Source organism: Pedobacter nutrimenti (assembly GCF_032678445.1).
Taxonomy (GTDB): domain Bacteria; phylum Bacteroidota; class Bacteroidia; order Sphingobacteriales; family Sphingobacteriaceae; genus Pedobacter; species Pedobacter nutrimenti_A.
Window position 1 is genome coordinate 58,663 of the sequence record NZ_JAVTSQ010000012.1, and the last position, 16,746, is coordinate 75,408.

Sequence of the window (16,746 nt, forward strand, 5' to 3'; positions counted from 1 at the left end):
GGTCATTAATTTAAACAGATTCTAATTAAAGCTGCTGATTAAAATATGCCTGTATAATTAAATGGTGTGATTTGTTTCAATTCTTCCTTCAATTCAGCACCTATGTTTAATCCATCAATAAATACAGCCATGGTTTCTGCAGTGATCTTTTGATTGGTACGGGTCAGGTCTTTCAGGGCCTCGTAAGGGTTTGGATAGGCTTCACGGCGTAAAATGGTCTGGATGGCTTCAGCTACCACAGCCCAGTTGTTGTCCAGGTCTGCAGCGATCGCTTCGTTGTTTAACAGGATTTTGTTTAAGCCTTTTAAGGTAGAAGAGATGGCAATCAGGGTATGGGCCACAGGAACGCCAACGTTTCTTAATACCGTGGAATCTGTTAGATCCCTTTGCAAACGGGAAATTGGAAGTTTAGCGGCAAAGAATTCGAACAGTGCATTCGCAACTCCTGCATTGCCTTCTGCATTTTCAAAATCAATAGGGTTTACTTTATGTGGCATTGCCGAAGAACCAACTTCTCCTTCTTTGATCTTCTGCTTGAAATAGTTTTTGGAAATATAGGCCCAGATGTCTCTGTCGAGGTCAATAATGATATTATTGATTCGTTTCAAAGCATCACATTGTGCCGCAAACTGATCATAGTGTTCAATTTGTGTGGTGTGTTGTGCACGGGTCAGTCCAAGGGTCTCATTAACGAATTGATTGGAAAAATCTACCCAATTGATAGAGGGGTAAGCGATATGGTGTGCATTGAAATTTCCGGTAGCACCGCCAAACTTAGCACTGTTGGGAATGTTTTTAAGGTTGTTTAACTGGATGTCCAGTCTTTCTGCGAAAACCAGAAACTCCTTACCTAATTTGGTTGGAGAAGCTGGCTGTCCATGGGTGTGGGCCAGCAAAGGAACATCTGCCCATTCTGTGGCCAGCGCTTTTAATTTGCTGATCAATTCTGCGATGTTTGGATAGTACACCTCATTTAAGGCCAGTTTAAAAGTATAGGGTATAGCTGTATTGTTAATGTCTTGTGAAGTTAATCCGAAATGGATAAATTCTTTGAAATCCTGCAATCCAAGCTGATCGAACTTGCTTTTGATAAAGTATTCTACTGCTTTTACGTCGTGATTGGTGATTTTCTCTGTGTTTTTAATCTCTGTGGCATCAAGCTCTCCGAAATTTTCATAAATGGCACGCAGTTTTGCGTAGCTGTTTTTGTCGAAGGCGGCCAAACCATTCAAATTGGTTTCGCATAGTGCGATGAAATATTCTATTTCAACAAAAACCCTGTATTTAATGAGGCCATATTCCGAAAAATAGTTTGCCAGGTCTTTAGTGGTGTTTCTATAACGTCCGTCAACTGGAGATATAGCTTGAAGTGGAGATAAATTCATGTAATTGAGAAGTTTTTACAGCCGCAAAGGTAACATAAATTAGGGATTATTAAGGGTTTGGGGCATAAAAAAAGGCTTTGGGTGATTCCCAAAGCCTTTTCCTTAAAAATTAAAGTTTGACTAGTGTTTAACTTCAGTTTTAGTAGTAGTAGTTTTAACTGTAGTATCTTTTTTAGCTGTGTCAGTAGCAGCTTTAACAGTAGTATCAACTTTGTTAGTATCAGTAACGATAGTTGAAGAATCAGTTGTAGTAGTGTCAGATCCTTTAGCTTTGTTTTCTGAGTTACAAGCTGCTACTGATAAAGATAATGCTAAAGCTAAAAAGCCAAATTTAAATAAGTTTTTCATTCTAATTTCCGTTTTAAATAATTAATTAATTTTACATCTTAATACCGGTAACTTTAAAAGGTAACCCTTGAAAATAAAAAAAAATAAAAAATATTTTTCTGCGTTTCTTGGGTCACTGTTTATCTGTAATGGGTATTAAGATAAAAGTGGCACAAAAGTAAAATTTTTATTTATAATTGGGTTACCATTCACATAAAAAAGTATTAATTGGTGAGTAAGAAGTTAAGCAGTTCAGTTCCAACAGATAGAGAAGTAGTTTTAGGGATACTTAATAACTCAGATGATGCGCTTAATAAGCTGTATACAGGATATTTTCCGATGATATTGCAGTTTATTCTAAATAATAACGGTGATGAAGACGATGCAAAAGATGTGTATCAGGAATCTATTATCATATTATATAATAAAATAAAGAGCGGAGATTTTGAATTAAGCAGTAAACTTAAAACTTATATATACTCAGTTTGCAGACGTATTTGGCTCAAAAAACTTTCAAAAGAAAGTAAGAAGGCCGTAAATGTAACAGACTTTGAAGATATAGAGGCGGTAGAGACAGATTTGGAGAAGCATGAGGAAAAGGACCGGCAATTTGAAAAAATGCAGGAGGCCTTGCTCCATTTAGGGGAACCGTGCAAAACGATTATTCAGGACTTTTATATTCATAATTTGTCTATGCAGGAGATCTCTGAAAAATTTGGTTATACCAATACAGATAATGCAAAGACACAGAAATATAAATGTCTGCAAAGGTTAAAGAAATTGTTTTTTCAATCTTAATGATACAATGAGGAACGAAATAGAGTTAGAGGCGATTATTGAAGATTACCTGAATGGTAACCTGTCTGTGGAAGAAGCGAAAGCTTTTGAAGAATTACGGATAAAAGATCCTTCTGTGGACCATAAACTGGTTGCGCATAAGGTTTTTCTGGATTCTTTGAAGGACTATGGCCATGTCCTTTCCTTAAAGGATAAAATGGATGCTGCTCATGCCACAATGGATGTGGAAGCACTGAAAACTGAACTTAAACCTCATTCTTCCCCTATCGTTAAATTGTGGCGTAATAATAAGTCTGCGATGGCTGTTGCAGCTTCTTTTATTTTGCTGGCTATGGTTTCTGTTTTTGCCATTCAGCACAATACGAAACAGAATGGCAGTTATGAGATGATGCGCAGGGAATTAGACCGGATTAAAAGTTCCCAGAATAAATTGATACGGAACATCAACAGCAATGCCAAAACGGAAGCCGCTCCTGTAAGACCTGCTAAATTTGGTGGTACTGGTTTTGCGATTACCTCAAATGGGTTTTTATGTACGAATTTGCATGTGATCAACGGTGCGGATTCTGTATACGTACAAAATAGTAAAGGAGAGGCCTATAAAGCTAAAGTTTATTATACAGATCCTCAGTATGATCTGGCGATCTTACAGATTGTAGATAAAGATTTTTCTCCGCTTTCGGCTTTACCTTATAAATTAAAACGCAGTGCGGTTGGTATGGGTGAAAACGTATATACATTGGGTTTTCCTAAAGATGATGCGGTTTTAGGTCAGGGTTATGTGAGCTCGAGTACCGGACATGCTGGCGATACCACGGCTTATCAGGTGTCTATTCCTGTTAATCCTGGAAACAGCGGTGGGCCATTGCTGGATAATAATGGAAACGTGGTTGGGGTAATCAGTGCGAAAGAGAACCAGGTGGATGGTGCGGCCTTTGCGATTAAATCTAAATACATCCTTGAGGCCCTGAGTGCCATTCCTTCTGATTCCCTGGGCAAAAGAGCGGTTTCCAAGAAAAGTCCGTTGCAGGGCCTGAGCAGAGTGAAACAAGCGGAGAAGATCCAGGATTATGTATTTATGATCAAAGTCTACAACTAGTATCCGGAAAAATATAAATTTTTTAAACCCCCGAAACTTATTCGTTTCGGGGGTTTTGTTTTTATAAATTTATCCTATGGAATTTGGTAAAGTACTAGACGAACTGGTTAAACAGGTAGATTTTACGCTGCCGCCTGACGGCGCTCAGACGGCTTTGACCTTAAAAGGGAAAAAAGCTGCTGATCCGCGTTTTTATATTGGCTGCGCAAAATGGGGCCGAAAGGAATGGGTGGGGATGATCTATCCGCCTAAAACAAAGGAGGCGAATTTTCTGGACGAATATGCAAAGCATTTCAATTCTATAGAAATGAATGCGATATTTTATAGCATGCCTAAACAGGATCAGGTGATGAAATGGAAAGAGAAAGCCGCTGGAAACGCAGGAAATGGTTTTGTCTTTTGTCCAAAGTTTCCGCAGATCATCAGTCATTTGAAAAGATTGAAAAACGCAGAGGAAGCTACCGATCAGTATATTTCAGGGATCAGTGAATTTGGTGAATTGTTGGGACCCTGCTTTTTACAGATGGGGGATAACTTTGGGCCCAATAATATGGAGGTGCTGGAAAGTTATTTAAAATCCCTTCCGGAAGATTTCAAAGTCTTTGTAGAGTTGCGCCATCCCGAATGGTTTGCTGATCCGGTGATTAGAAAGAACTTGTTTAAAATGCTGGCTGATTTGAATAAAGGGGCTATCATTACCGACGCCAGCGGCAGAAGGGATTGTTTGCATATGGAATTGACCATTCCTGAAATTTTTATACGTTTCGTAGGAAATGGCCAGGGCCATGCAGATTCGGATTTCAAGAGGATTGATGAATGGGTAATCAGAATCAAATCCTGGCTGGACAGAGGTTTGGAGAAGGTTTACTTTTTTCTTCATCAGCATGATGAAAGGGATACCCCCATTTTGGCAAACTATACCATTAAAGAATTTAATAAGCATTTAGGTAGTGCTGTTCCTGAAATTGAATTTATTACAAAAACAGGAGAATTATTTTAAATAGTATACTAAATTTGTAGAATATTATATTTGAATCTAAAAACCACAACATTATGAGTTTAAGACTAGGGGATACCGCTCCCAACTTTCATGCAAAAACCTCTATCGGAGATATTGATTTCTATAACTATCTGGGCGATAGCTGGGGTGTTTTGTTTTCACATCCGGCAGATTATACGCCGGTATGTACTACAGAACTTGGACGTACAGCGGCTTTAAAAGGTGAATTTGAAAAGAGAAATGTAAAAGTACTGGCGCTAAGTGTGGATTCTGCGGAATCGCATAAGGGTTGGATCAGTGATATCAACGAGACCCAAAATACGAATGTGGAGTTTCCTATTATTGCTGATGAAGACAAGAAAATTGCTGATCTGTATGATATGATCCATCCAAATGCTTCAGAAACTTTAACGGTACGTTCCCTGTTTATCATTTCGCCAGATAAAAAAGTGAAATTGATCATAACCTATCCGGCTTCTACAGGAAGAAATTTCAATGAGGTATTGAGAGTAATTGATTCTTTACAGCTTACTGCACAGTACACGGTAGCTACACCTGCTGACTGGCAGGATGGTGATGATGTTGTTGTGGCCAACAGCATTAAAACGGAGGATATTCCTGCAAAATTCCCTAAGGGACATAAAATTATTAAACCGTATTTGAGAACTACGCCTCAGCCGAATAAATAATAATTTCGCAAAAGTTTTGGTTTCTTTAAGTTTTAGTAATAATTTAAAGAACTGAAAAACAACCTATTATTTTATCAAAGAACTAAAAATTATGAACACCGGAAAAGTTAAATGGTTTAATACTCAAAAAGGATACGGATTTATTGTGTACGATGGCAATAAGGATATTTTTGTACATTTTAAAGATGTTTTGGGCGGAATTGACAGCTTGCAGGAAAATGATAACGTGGAATTTGAAATTGCGGAAGGAAAAAAAGGTTTGCAGGCGGTTAAGGTGAAAAAAGTTTAATTAAACCTTACTGATATATAGAAAGGGCTGTCTTATTCGGACGGCCCTTTTTTTGTTAATAGTATTGCAATATCTGTGCTTTAATGATCTGCAGACCGGCGGATCTGCTTTTGGTAAAGATCAGGAACTGATCGTCTGCGGGTTTAATTTTATACTTTTTACTGAGGTTTTCTGCCTTGTCCGGATAATTCCTGACAATGATATTTCCTCTTAATTCTTTTTCTTTTTTGAGATCTGCGGCCGTAAGAGTTTCGGTTATTTTAAATATTCTGCCTGGAAATTCTTTTTTATATTGATCTGAAGTATATAATTGTGTTTGTTCCTGCAGTTTCTCCAGCCCATAAGTCTTTCCGATCAGAGAAAATGCACCGCTTTTTAGTAATGCGGCATCGGGTTCGTAAATGTATTCCTTGAGCTTTCCTTCGTTAAATGTGACTTCGGCTTCCTGATACAGTTCTGTTGAAAATTGCTTGATGCTTTCGTTAATGGTACTGCTGATGATTTTAACGGGGGTATTCTGGTGTCTTTTTAAAATAAAGAGCAGTTCTTTACATTCATTTCTGGTGCTTATAATATGCACTTCGGTAACGAATTGTAGTTCTTTGATCCCGGCTGTGATGTCGAGCAGGGGGGAGGTTTTGATGATGATCTGGTCTGATTTAGACAGGAGTAAAGCCATATTTTCAATCACATTTGGTGTGCAGTCTTTGAGCATGAAAACTTTGCCTGACTGACTTCTTCTTGCAGGATCAATATAAATGGTGTTAAAATGCCCTGGATAGGCTTCCAGGTAGGCCAATCCATCACCTGCTACGAATTGGATATGATCTGCGCCAAGTGTTTTCAGGTTATGGGCTGTAATTTCCGAAAGCTCAGTATTGATCTCGCAGTGGACCACCTTTTCTGCTTTTTTCGAAAAGTAATAGCTGTCTACTCCAAATCCGCCGGTAAGATCAATTAATGTTCCACCGTCAATTAAGCTCGCTTTGTAGGCAGCAGTTGTTTCTGAAGAGGTCTGTTCTATGGATAGGGGTTCAGGGTAATAAATTTGCGCTGCGGCAAACCAGGTAGGCAGCTTTTTCTCTGTTTTCTTTTTGGAACTGATCTGTACAGCCAATTCTCTGGAAGACAGGTGTTCAAATGGGCTTTTGGCCATAGCAAGCTGATGTACATCAGCTTGCAGGTGGCTGCTGATATAGGCCTGGACTTCTTGATGTAGAATGGACTTATTCAATAGCTGTTTTATCTTTCATTACGATCTGGCAAGTGTGCCGGCTTTTAACCTCCAAAAGGATCTCTTTGTTTTCGGTAACCCTGTCTATCGTACCCTGATTGTAGTAACGAATGGTAACCAGTTCCAGTCCTGTATTGTATTTAACTTTATAGTGTTCCGATAATTCTTTAATCAGTCGGTCTATTTTTTGTTCATCCTGGTCTACACTTACTGAAAAGCTGATGGCAGAGTTCAGCATGGTGTTGACCTTTACTTTATGCTTGTGAAAGAGACTGAAGATATCGCTGAGGTTTTCCTCGATGATAAAGGAGAAATCTTTCGGAAAGATAGAAATCAGAACCTGGTTGACTTTAAAGATGAAAGAGGGTACCGGTAGCGGCGCGTTGAGGGCGGTAATTTCGGTACCTGGACTGCCGGCATCAACAAAGGAACGGACATACAGCGGGATGTTCCTGTTTTGCAGGGGCTTTATGGTTTTTGGATGGATCACTGTTGCTCCATAATAGGTCAGTTCTATGGCATCGTGATAAGAAAGCTGTGGAATCCTCTCCGTTTCTGCAAACCATTTTGGGTCGGCATTGAGTACACCAGGCACGTCTTTCCATATGGTTAATGCAGTGGCATTCAGGCAAGCGGCAAATATAGCAGCAGAGTAATCTGAGCCCTCACGTCCAAGAGTGGTTGTGAAATTTTCGCTGGTGCTGCCAATAAAACCCTGTGTAACGACTATAGATTTTCCTAGTAGGGGCAAGAGGTGTTTCTGGATTTCGGCTTCTGTTTTATTCCAGTCCACTTTGCCTTCCCGGTAGGTATTGTCTGTTTTAATGTAATTCCTTGCATCGGCCCAGACGGCATTGCATCCGGCTGATTTTAAGTAGGCGGTCACTATTTTTGTAGAAACCAGTTCTCCTATGGAAACGATCTGATCGTAGATGTAATCCGGCGCATCGCTGGCTTCTTCTTCCAGAAGCCATTCAATTTCAACAAAGGTATTGGCAATATCGTTGAATACGGGATTGCTATGATCGGTGAAGAGCTCGTTCAGAATGTGGTAATGATAGGTTTTAACTTCCTCCAGCAATCCATGGGCCTGTCCGTCGCTAAAGAGATAGGATTTGGTCAATGCTTCAAGTTTGTTGGTCATCTTGCCCATAGCAGATACAACGATGAGCAGGGGGCTGGCCGAAGTGCTTTTAATAATTCCGGCCATATTTTGGATGGATTTTGCATCACAAACAGATGCACCACCAAATTTATATACTTCCATATTTTATTTTAGTGCGGGTAGAACGGGATTGGGTTTCAGGATTTCTTTAATTTGTTCAAACGGAACCAGCAGTTCGGTAGTGCCGGCTGCATAGGGCTTGATCTCATAGGGGTTATATAGAAATTTCAATCCCTGGTCTGTTATGGTAAAATTGCGTGGCAATGAAAAGGTGTTCTTTTCGAAAAAGTAATTGTCTGCCAGGCTTTGTTTAGGAGTCAGTTTTTCGTTTTTTCTGAAGATTTTCTCTGCTGTTGCGGTTAATACAGGAAGACTGCCTGGTTTAATCAGACTATCGATGGTTACACTTTTATTGCTGAGGGTGTTATAGTTATGGAACACGATAGCGTAATTTGGATGTGCACCACCTGCATAGTCGATAAAATCATATCGTAAGCCCAGGTAAGCTTTTCTTTGCTGCAGCACCTTGATGCGAACTTCCTTAAACCAGGTTTGCTGATCGCCTTTGTTGTCTTTTTTATAGTCATCAAAGCCTTTGATAAATCCAGTAGCGAGCTCACTGTAATTTTTATATTTAGGATCGTCTGGGCTGTCTGTTTTCAGGGCGGCTGCCTGAATCGATGAATTGATCTTATCGCTGCTGAATACCGGGTATACAATGGTCGCTTTAGTGGTATCCAGTTTGCTGTATACTTTAAGCGAATCGTATTTAAACGTTAAGGTGTCTGTTGTGACGGTAGCCTCGGTGTTCGTGGAGTCGGCCGTTTGGCCACCTTTTTTTTCACTTTGACAAGCAAGAATGCTTGATAGAGCAAGTAGTGCAGCAATCTTTTTCATATCTCTATTTTTTAATTTGTTCTTTGGAAAAGGAAGCATTTAACCAGCCCGATTCCATACTGGCCTCATACTTTTTATAGAAATTGATTGCAGGTTCGTTCCAATCCAGCACCTGCCAGCTCATTCCATTGTAATTTTTGTCTTTTGCTTCCTGCATTACAGTTTCAAAAAGGAGTTTTCCAACCCCTTTTCCGCGATATTCTTCGGTAACAATGAAGTCTTCAAGGTAAAGACGGCAACCTTTCCAGGTTGAATAGCGTGTGTAATAAAGGGCAAACCCAATGATCTTATCCTCGTTTTCAGCAACAAATGCTTTCCATACAGGCTTTTCTCCAAAGCCTGCATCTGCAAACTCTTCCAGGGTCACTGTCACTTCTTCTGGTAGTTTCTCATAGATTGCCAGCTCATGGATGAGTTCAAGGAGTGCCGGGCAATCTTGCTTTTCTGCGACGCGGATAGTTATACTCATTCTGCTTTAAAGTGTTTGATTTTTCTTTTACCAAATATGTTGCTGCCAATTCTTACCATCGTACTGCCTTCTTCAACGGCGATTTCATAGTCTGCAGACATTCCCATTGAAATTTCTTTAAAATAATCATCTTTCCGGAAATAAGTCAGTTTAATTCCATCGAATAAAACTTTCAATTCCTGGAATTCATCGCGGATCTGTTTTTTTGATTCTGTATTGGTGGCAATCCCCATCAATCCTACAATTCTAATATTTTTCAGGCTTTCAAATTCTTCGGATCTGAGCAGTTCTATAACTTCATCAAATCCCAGGCCGAATTTGGTATCTTCATCTGCAATATAGACCTGCAAGAGGCAGTCAATTACCCTGTTGTTTTTTGAGGCTTGTTTGTTAATTTCAATCAGGAGTTTTAAGCTGTCTACAGATTCGATGAGACTGATGAACGGTGCAATATATTTTACTTTATTGGTTTGCAGGTGGCCAATTAAGTGCCATTCAATGTCTTTTGGTAATAGGGTCTGTTTGTCGACAAGCTCTTGTACAATATTTTCACCAAAAATTCTTTGTCCGGCATCGTAAGCTTCCTGAACTGCATCGGCTTCGTTGTTCTTAGAAACAGCGACCAGTTTCGCGGAGGTACTTTCTAATTCCTTTTTATATTTTAATAAGTTATCGGCTATGCTCATTTATCAGTATTTTTGGTAAAATTAACAACCTTGACGCAATTTGCGGCAAGAAAAGATAATGTTTACAGATTGATGAAGCCTTGCATAGCTTATATAGGGAGATGTGGAGTATTTTAAAGAAGGGTGGCTTCAGGGTTTGTAGAGAAAAATTTGATGATACGATGAAGAAGATTTTGTTAGCGGGGATTGCATCTTTGTTCCTGTTCGGATGTAAGCCTCCTGTTCCCAAAGATATTATACAACCTGATGATATGGGGAAAATACTGTATGATATCCATATAGCCGATGGATATGTGAATACGATTCCCCTGCCTGATTCGGCTAAAAAGGTCGCTTCTTCTTTTTATAAGGGCATTTATAAAAAGTATGGAACTGACTCAGCGGCATATACTAAAAGTATGAACTTTTACTATACGCATCCGGATCTGATGAGCAGTATCTACGAAAAGATAAAGGCAGATTTGACAGCGGCCAAAAAGAAGGTGGATAAAGTTGTGGTCGATTCTGTGGCTGCTGCGAATAAAAAACTGCAGAAGAAGTTGAAGTTAGACGCGGCAAAAAAAGCTGCAGTACCGGATCCTAAATTAATCAAGAATATAAAGACTAAGGATTCTTTATTGGTTAAAAAGGACAGTGCATTGGTGAAACCTAAGAAGAAGATCAGGAAGAAAAAGTTAAAGAAGGTTCAAATTCAAACGACGCAAAAGTAATTATGTTATATCCCGAAAATTGTTTGGAACGTTTAGGTTTCAACGAAATTAGAGGACTCATCCATAAAAATTGTTTAAGCCCTATGGGTCAGCAAATGGTGAGTAAGATGCAGGTCATGACCAATTATGACCAGATAAATAAATTTTTAAGACAAACCAGAGAATTTAAAAGTATACTGGAAAATCAGGAACCCCTGCAGATCAGTACTTTTTTTGATATTAAATATTTAGCAGAGAAGATCAGGGCTGAAGGGAGTTACCTGGTCGAGGAAGAGTTGTTCCAGATGTACGCATCTCTTCAAACGGTATTCTCTGTACTTCGTTTTTTTGACGAAAGAAAAGAGGTTTATCCTAACCTGGAGGCTTTATTTGAGCATCTGCCGGTAGAGAAAAATATCCTTAAAAAGATTGAAACTGTTCTTGATCCCAAAGGTAAGATCAAACCTAATGCTTCTCCTGCTCTGCAGCAGATCATTGGGGATATTGCTAAAGGTGAGCAGGAAGTCAGGAAAAAGATGGATAACATCTATAAACAAGCCGTTGGAAACAATTGGGTGGCTGATGGAAGTCTGACCATTCGTGATGGCAGGATGTGTATTCCGATTCTGGCTGAAAACAAGAGAAAACTGAAAGGATTTATCCATGATGAGTCGGCCAGCGGCCAGACAGTATATATGGAGCCGGAGGAAGTTTTTACTTTAAATAATAAGTTAAGGGATCTGGAATTTGATAAACGCAGGGAGATCATTAAGATTTTGATTGCTTTGACCAATGACCTGAGGCCTTATACCCCTTTATTATTATCTTATCATGGCTTTTTAACCAAGCTGGATTTTGTACGGGCAAAGGCACTTTTTGCGATAGAGGTAGAGGCGGATATGCCGGTTTTGGTAAAAGAAGCCAGGACTAAGCTGGTCAATGCAAGGCATCCTCTCTTGTTTCTGTCTTTTAAGGAAGATCGGAAAACAGTGGTTCCGTTAAATATGCAGATCCATGATACGTTGAGGATATTGCTGGTTTCCGGACCTAATGCCGGTGGGAAATCTGTTTGTATGAAAACGGTTGGTCTGTTACAGATTATGATCCAGAGCGGCTTATTGATTCCTGTTCATGAATCCAGTGAGGTGGGCATATTTGACAATATCTTTGCAGATATTGGAGATGATCAATCTATAGAAAGTGATTTGAGTACCTATAGTGCCCATTTAACAAAGATGCGGTATTTCGTGGCTCATGCTACGCCGAAGTCGCTGGTGCTGATTGACGAGTTTGGAACAGGTACAGATCCACAGTTCGGCGGGCCTATGGCAGAAGCCGTGCTGGAAGTATTGAACAATAAGAAGGTACGGGGAGTAATTACGACCCACTATTCGAACCTGAAATTGTTTGCGGGTAATACGCCTGGGCTTGAAAATGCTTCTATGTTGTTTGATAATGATAAAATGAAGCCTTTGTATGTACTTGAGATTGGAAAACCGGGGAGTTCATATGCTTTTGAGATTGCGCAGAATATTGGCTTGCAGCCTGAAGTTTTAAAACTGGCGAGAGAAAAGACGGGTACCAATCAAAACCGTATAGATAGTTTGCTGGTGGATCTGGAGAGAGAGAAGAAGCAGATTTACGATACGAAGATCCATCTTTCTACCCAGCAGAACAAAGTCAAAAACCTGGTGGCTGAAAATGAAAAGTTAAAGCTCTTTCTGGAGGAAAATAAGAAGAGCCTGATGAAGGAGGCGAAGCTGGAAGCACAATCCATTATTAAAAATGCGAACAAGCTGGTGGAGAATACGATTGCCGAAATTAAAGAAAAGCAGGCGGATAAAGTAGCGACTAAAGAGCTTCGGCAAAACCTGCAGAAACAGCTGGTGCAGCACCAGGTAAAGGAAGAGAAGAAACCGGAAGCACCTGTGCAAAAATTAAATACACCGATAGAGGTTGGAGATTGGGTACAACTCAATAACAGTGAAACAACTGGACAGGTATTGGAAATTAACCGGGATAACCTGGTGGTGGCATTGGGTGATCTGAGGTCTGTTTTGAAAAAGAACAGGGTGCATAAGATCAGCAATACGCAGGCGAGGAAAACGATACAGGCCAATTCTTATTCCGGCAGTATTTCTGAAGCGATCAGTTCTTTTAATGCAGAGCTGGATTTAAGGGGAATGCGGGGTGAAGTGGCTTTACAGGAAGTTGAGAAGTATTTGGACAGGTCTGTGATGATGGGCTTTCCTTTTATTAAACTGATTCATGGAAAAGGTGATGGTATTCTCCGGAAGCTGATCCGTGAGTATCTTAAAAAGTATAGCCAGGTTACCCGTGTGGAGGATGAGCATGCAGACCGGGGAGGAGATGGTATTACGTATGTATATTTAAAATGATAATAACCCCCGGACTAACAAAGTTCGGGGGACTTTTTTTAATTTAGCAGTCAAACCAAATATATGATCAATAAAGTGGTATCGGGGGCTATAGAAGCCATCCGGGATATAGAAGACGGTGATACGTTAATGCTGGGGGGATTTGGCCTTTGCGGGATTCCTGAAAACTGCATTAACGCACTGGTGAAAAAGAACGTGATGAACCTGACCTGCATTTCCAATAATGCCGGGGTAGATGATTTTGGCATAGGGCTGATGCTGCAGCAGCGTCAGGTTAAAAAGATGATTTCTTCTTATGTTGGAGAGAACGCGGAATTTGAAAGGCAATTGCTGAGTGGTGAACTGGAAGTTGAATTGATTCCGCAGGGTACTTTAGCAACACGTTGCATGGCTGCCGGTTATGGTATGCCTGCAATATTTACACCTGCAGGTGTGGGTACTGAAGTGGCTGAGGGTAAAGAAGTACGAAATTTTAATGGCAAGGATTACCTGATGGAGTATGCTTTTGAGGCTGATTTTTCGATTGTAAAAGCCTGGAAAGGAGATACTGCGGGCAACCTGATCTACAGATCGACCAGCAGGAATTTTAATCCGGTAATGGCGATGGCTGGAAAAGTGACCATTGCAGAGGTAGAGATTCTGGTGGAAGCCGGAGAACTGGATCCGGATCAGATTCATACACCAGGGGTATTTGTACACCGTATTTTTCAGGGTGCTGACTATGAGAAGAGAATTGAACAACGTACGGTAAGAACTAAAAATTAAGGGTGACATGCTGGATAAAAATGGAATTGCGAAACGTATCGCAAAAGAGATAAAAGATGGTTACTATGTGAATCTTGGGATTGGTATTCCAACACTGGTTGCCAATTATATTCCTGAGGGAATCAATGTTGTTTTACAGTCTGAGAATGGCTTACTGGGTATGGGACCTTTTCCTTTTGAAGGGGAAGAGGATGCCGATCTGATCAATGCAGGAAAACAAACGATTACCACCTTGCCTGGTTCATCTGTCTTCGATTCGGCCTTGAGTTTTGGGATGATCAGGAGCCAGAAGATTGATCTGACTATATTAGGTGCTATGGAAGTTTCTGAAAACGGAGATATTGCCAATTGGAAGATCCCCGGTAAAATGGTGAAAGGGATGGGCGGCGCTATGGACCTGGTGGCTTCTGCTAAAAATATTATAGTGGCCATGCAGCATGTGAATAAAGCGGGGGAGAGCAAGCTGCTGCCAAAATGTACCTTACCTTTAACAGGTGTACATTGTATTAAAAAGATTGTAACCGAGCTTGCGGTTCTTGATGTACTGCCTGAGGGTGGTTTTCAGTTAATCGAAAGAGCACCGGGGGTGAGTGTAGATTACATTAGAAACGCAACCTCAGGCAGACTTCTGGCCGACGATAATACGCCGGAAATGCATATAGATTAATTACCTAGACAGAATTTGGCTTTCAGATCGAGGGCTATTTTCTCGGTAATAGCAATGATCTCATCGGGTGTGTTGGTGTTGTTCAGCACAATCATATTGCATTCTTCTTTGTACGGTAATAAAAATTCTTTATAAGATGGCACAACATGGTTGTGCCATTTGTATAATACGTCTTCTTCAGAATAGCCGCGTTCCATACCGTCTCTCTTTACTCTGCGGTCCAGGGCAACGGATTCTTCGGCTTCTACAAAGATCTTATGGTCCAGCAGTGCTGCGATCTCTTTGAAATGAAGGATGAAAAGGCCTTCTACTATGATAATTGGCGCGGGGCTGATCTCCAGAATCTTGACCACGGCCAATGGGTTGTTAAAGTTGTATTCTTTTTTGTAGATCACTTCTCCTTTCAGGAGCTTCCTGATGTCGAGATTGAACTGCTCGTTGTCAATGGTGGAAGGAAGATCAAAGTTATATAATCTATTCTCTTCCTGTGTCATTTCTCCAACAGGGATGTAATAATCATCCTGTGAAACTAAAGTGACTTCATCATTTTTAAAATGATGAAGGAAACAATTTAAAAAGAAAGTTTTACCGGAACCGCTTCCACCCGCAATCCCGATAATAAAAGGTTTATTGTTCATTAGTATCTTGTCCGCTGTAGGTTAAATTACAAAAAAATCTTTTGTCCAGCGCACCCAGTGCGTCTGCTACAGCTTTTGTCATTACAATGATAACATCTTTTGTGGACTCATTCTCTGTAAATTTACCAACAACCTTTGCGAAAGTAGAGCGGTTGCTCATTGGATTGGTGATTTTTATCACGGTTCCTATTGGTGCAGTGCGGTGTAACACAAGCATTTTGGTCGGATCAAGGCCTTCTTCTGCAATCCATACAGCGGTTCCTTTTTCATCAATTTGATTCAGCCCATATCTGCTTGGTGCGTATTTTAAGGAAGGGTTTTTAATGGTTGATACGCTGTCGGTCTCTGCATCTGAATCTGTTACCGGTGGAGTATAAGGTTTTTTTACCGGGTATTGTCCCTTGATCAGTAATTTTTGGCCAATTCTAAGGGAGGCATCCTGCAAATTGTTCTTTGCTTTTACCTGGTCCATGGTCAGGCCATATTTTGTTGCAATGGAATAAAGGGTTTCATTGGAAGCCACTGTATGTTCTATGAATTCTTCCTGTGCTGAAGTATCTGGGGGAGATTGCAGGGGTTGTGTCTTTTTATCCAGGCCTGTTTTTTTCTGGCTTGTCTGTGTTGTTTCTGTTACCACCGGTTGGCCTGCATTTGACGTTTCAGTATTTTGACCTGGTTTAGCCGGAATTTTTAAGACCTGAGCTATTCTGAGGTTGCTGGAATTTAATCCGTTGAGTTTTTTGATCTCCTCAATGGTTGTTCCGTATTTGTCGGCCAGCATGCCCAGGTTTTCTTTGGCTTTTACAACGTGCTCTATATAGGCTCCGTTTTCTCCTGCAGTTGCATCAGTGCTTTTTACAGCTTCAGGACGTTTGGAAGGAAAAATTGGCTCATTAGCTGTAGTTTGCGCAGGTTTCTGTTCCTGCTTTTGCTCCTGTTTTTGTTCTGGTTGCTGTTCGGATCCTGCTTGTGCCGGCATTTTTAAGACCTGGCCTATTCTCAGATGAATCGAGTTTAGATCGTTGATCCTTTTGATCTCATTTACTGTAGTTCCAAATCGCTCTGCAAGCCTGTTTAGATTGTCCTTGGCTTGTATGGTGTACTCCGTATAGTTCCCATTATCGGATGATGCATTTGCCGGTGGATTTTTTGCCGCTGTGCTGATCTGATCTTTAAATGGAATATTGGTTGGTACTTTAATGATAACCCCGATTTGAAGGTATTTGTTGTCGTTAAAGGTAATGATCTCTTTGGGCTGAACATTGTACAGTCTTCCTATAGAATAGTAGGTATCGTGCTGAACTACTTTATGAAGGATTACTTTTTTGCCTTTCAGGTTTTCTACGCCTATGGAGTCTCTGAGGTTGGAGGCTGAGGCAGAGGATATGTTAAGGAAGGCAGCTACTGCTGCCAATATATAATATTTTTGCATTAATGTCGTGTCAAGTTAATTCTGGCAATTATACGAATAAATTCTAAGAGCTTAAATTCTATATCAAGAACGGGAAAGAAGGGTGCGTATTGTGTGTAAATTAAGAAAGCCATGCTTT

18 protein-coding genes are annotated in these 16,746 nt (G+C 40.3%); 9 read left to right on the top strand and 9 right to left on the bottom strand.

What is annotated here, in order from left to right; all coding sequences use genetic code 11:
• Positions 1-38: 38 nt before the first annotated feature.
• Together purB and R2S08_RS21675 are read right to left on the bottom strand one after the other, a co-directional pair.
• Positions 39-1,385, bottom strand: coding sequence for an adenylosuccinate lyase (purB, locus tag R2S08_RS21670; protein WP_316837102.1), 1,347 nt, complete (start codon positions 1,383-1,385; stop codon positions 39-41).
• 120 nt (positions 1,386-1,505) lie between these two features.
• Positions 1,506-1,733, bottom strand: coding sequence for a hypothetical protein (locus tag R2S08_RS21675; protein WP_108555568.1), 228 nt, complete (start codon positions 1,731-1,733; stop codon positions 1,506-1,508).
• 210 nt (positions 1,734-1,943) lie between these two features.
• On the opposite strand from R2S08_RS21675, the gene R2S08_RS21680 reads away from it, so the two are divergent.
• From R2S08_RS21680 to R2S08_RS21700, 5 genes are all read left to right on the top strand, one after another.
• Positions 1,944-2,510 (top strand): RNA polymerase sigma factor, encoded by a 567-nt coding sequence (locus tag R2S08_RS21680; protein WP_108555288.1) that lies wholly within the window; start codon positions 1,944-1,946, stop codon positions 2,508-2,510.
• 7 nt (positions 2,511-2,517) lie between these two features.
• Entirely contained in the window at positions 2,518-3,609 is a 1,092-nt protein-coding gene (locus tag R2S08_RS21685; RefSeq protein WP_316837103.1) for a serine protease, read from the top strand.
• A gap of 76 nt (positions 3,610-3,685) precedes the next feature.
• On the top strand, positions 3,686-4,609 hold the full coding sequence (locus R2S08_RS21690; RefSeq protein WP_316837104.1) for a DUF72 domain-containing protein: 924 nt from the start codon (positions 3,686-3,688) through the stop codon (positions 4,607-4,609).
• Positions 4,610-4,662: 53 nt separating this feature from the next.
• Complete coding sequence (locus R2S08_RS21695; RefSeq protein WP_316837105.1) at positions 4,663-5,298, top strand: peroxiredoxin; 636 nt, start codon at positions 4,663-4,665, stop codon at positions 5,296-5,298.
• Between the two features lie 91 nt (positions 5,299-5,389).
• Positions 5,390-5,587 carry a cold-shock protein gene (locus tag R2S08_RS21700; RefSeq protein WP_133780364.1) on the top strand — a complete coding sequence of 66 codons (198 nt, stop codon included), beginning with the start codon at positions 5,390-5,392 and terminating at the stop codon, positions 5,585-5,587.
• 55 nt (positions 5,588-5,642) lie between these two features.
• Here the strand turns inward: R2S08_RS21700 and R2S08_RS21705 are convergent, their stop codons facing one another.
• From R2S08_RS21705 to R2S08_RS21725, 5 genes are read right to left on the bottom strand one after another with little or no spacing between them, the layout of a single operon-like run.
• Positions 5,643-6,821 carry a THUMP-like domain-containing protein gene (locus tag R2S08_RS21705; protein WP_316837106.1) on the bottom strand — a complete coding sequence of 393 codons (1,179 nt, stop codon included), beginning with the start codon at positions 6,819-6,821 and terminating at the stop codon, positions 5,643-5,645.
• Complete coding sequence (locus tag R2S08_RS21710; RefSeq protein ID WP_316837107.1) at positions 6,814-8,088, bottom strand: aspartate kinase; 1,275 nt, start codon at positions 8,086-8,088, stop codon at positions 6,814-6,816. Before R2S08_RS21710 ends, R2S08_RS21705 begins: the two co-directional genes overlap by 8 nt.
• A gap of 3 nt (positions 8,089-8,091) precedes the next feature.
• Entirely contained in the window at positions 8,092-8,883 is a 792-nt protein-coding gene (locus R2S08_RS21715) for a DUF3298 and DUF4163 domain-containing protein (RefSeq protein WP_316837108.1), read from the bottom strand.
• Between the two features lie 4 nt (positions 8,884-8,887).
• On the bottom strand, positions 8,888-9,352 hold the full coding sequence (locus R2S08_RS21720) for a GNAT family N-acetyltransferase (RefSeq protein ID WP_316837109.1): 465 nt from the start codon (positions 9,350-9,352) through the stop codon (positions 8,888-8,890).
• The gene (locus R2S08_RS21725) at positions 9,349-10,038 is read right to left on the bottom strand and encodes a YggS family pyridoxal phosphate-dependent enzyme (protein WP_316837110.1); all 690 of its coding nucleotides are present in this window, start codon (positions 10,036-10,038) and stop codon (positions 9,349-9,351) included. The genes R2S08_RS21720 and R2S08_RS21725 overlap by 4 nt, the downstream gene beginning before the upstream one ends.
• A gap of 161 nt (positions 10,039-10,199) precedes the next feature.
• On the opposite strand from R2S08_RS21725, the gene R2S08_RS21730 reads away from it, so the two are divergent.
• The 4 genes from R2S08_RS21730 to R2S08_RS21745 all read left to right on the top strand — a co-directional run bounded on the left by R2S08_RS21730 (position 10,200) and on the right by R2S08_RS21745 (position 14,558).
• Entirely contained in the window at positions 10,200-10,748 is a 549-nt protein-coding gene (locus R2S08_RS21730) for a DUF4296 domain-containing protein (protein ID WP_316837111.1), read from the top strand.
• Between the two features lie 2 nt (positions 10,749-10,750).
• On the top strand, positions 10,751-13,126 hold the full coding sequence (locus tag R2S08_RS21735; RefSeq protein ID WP_316837112.1) for an endonuclease MutS2: 2,376 nt from the start codon (positions 10,751-10,753) through the stop codon (positions 13,124-13,126).
• 63 nt (positions 13,127-13,189) lie between these two features.
• On the top strand, positions 13,190-13,891 hold the full coding sequence (locus tag R2S08_RS21740; RefSeq protein ID WP_316837113.1) for a CoA transferase subunit A: 702 nt from the start codon (positions 13,190-13,192) through the stop codon (positions 13,889-13,891).
• Between the two features lie 7 nt (positions 13,892-13,898).
• Entirely contained in the window at positions 13,899-14,558 is a 660-nt protein-coding gene (locus R2S08_RS21745; protein ID WP_199080457.1) for a 3-oxoacid CoA-transferase subunit B, read from the top strand.
• Here the strand turns inward: R2S08_RS21745 and R2S08_RS21750 are convergent.
• Entirely contained in the window at positions 14,555-15,196 is a 642-nt protein-coding gene (locus tag R2S08_RS21750; RefSeq protein ID WP_316837114.1) for a uridine kinase, read from the bottom strand. The genes R2S08_RS21745 and R2S08_RS21750 overlap by 4 nt on opposite strands.
• Entirely contained in the window at positions 15,186-16,628 is a 1,443-nt protein-coding gene (locus R2S08_RS21755; RefSeq protein ID WP_316837115.1) for a LysM peptidoglycan-binding domain-containing protein, read from the bottom strand. Before R2S08_RS21755 ends, R2S08_RS21750 begins: the two co-directional genes overlap by 11 nt.
• Between the last annotated feature and the right edge of the window lie 118 nt (positions 16,629-16,746).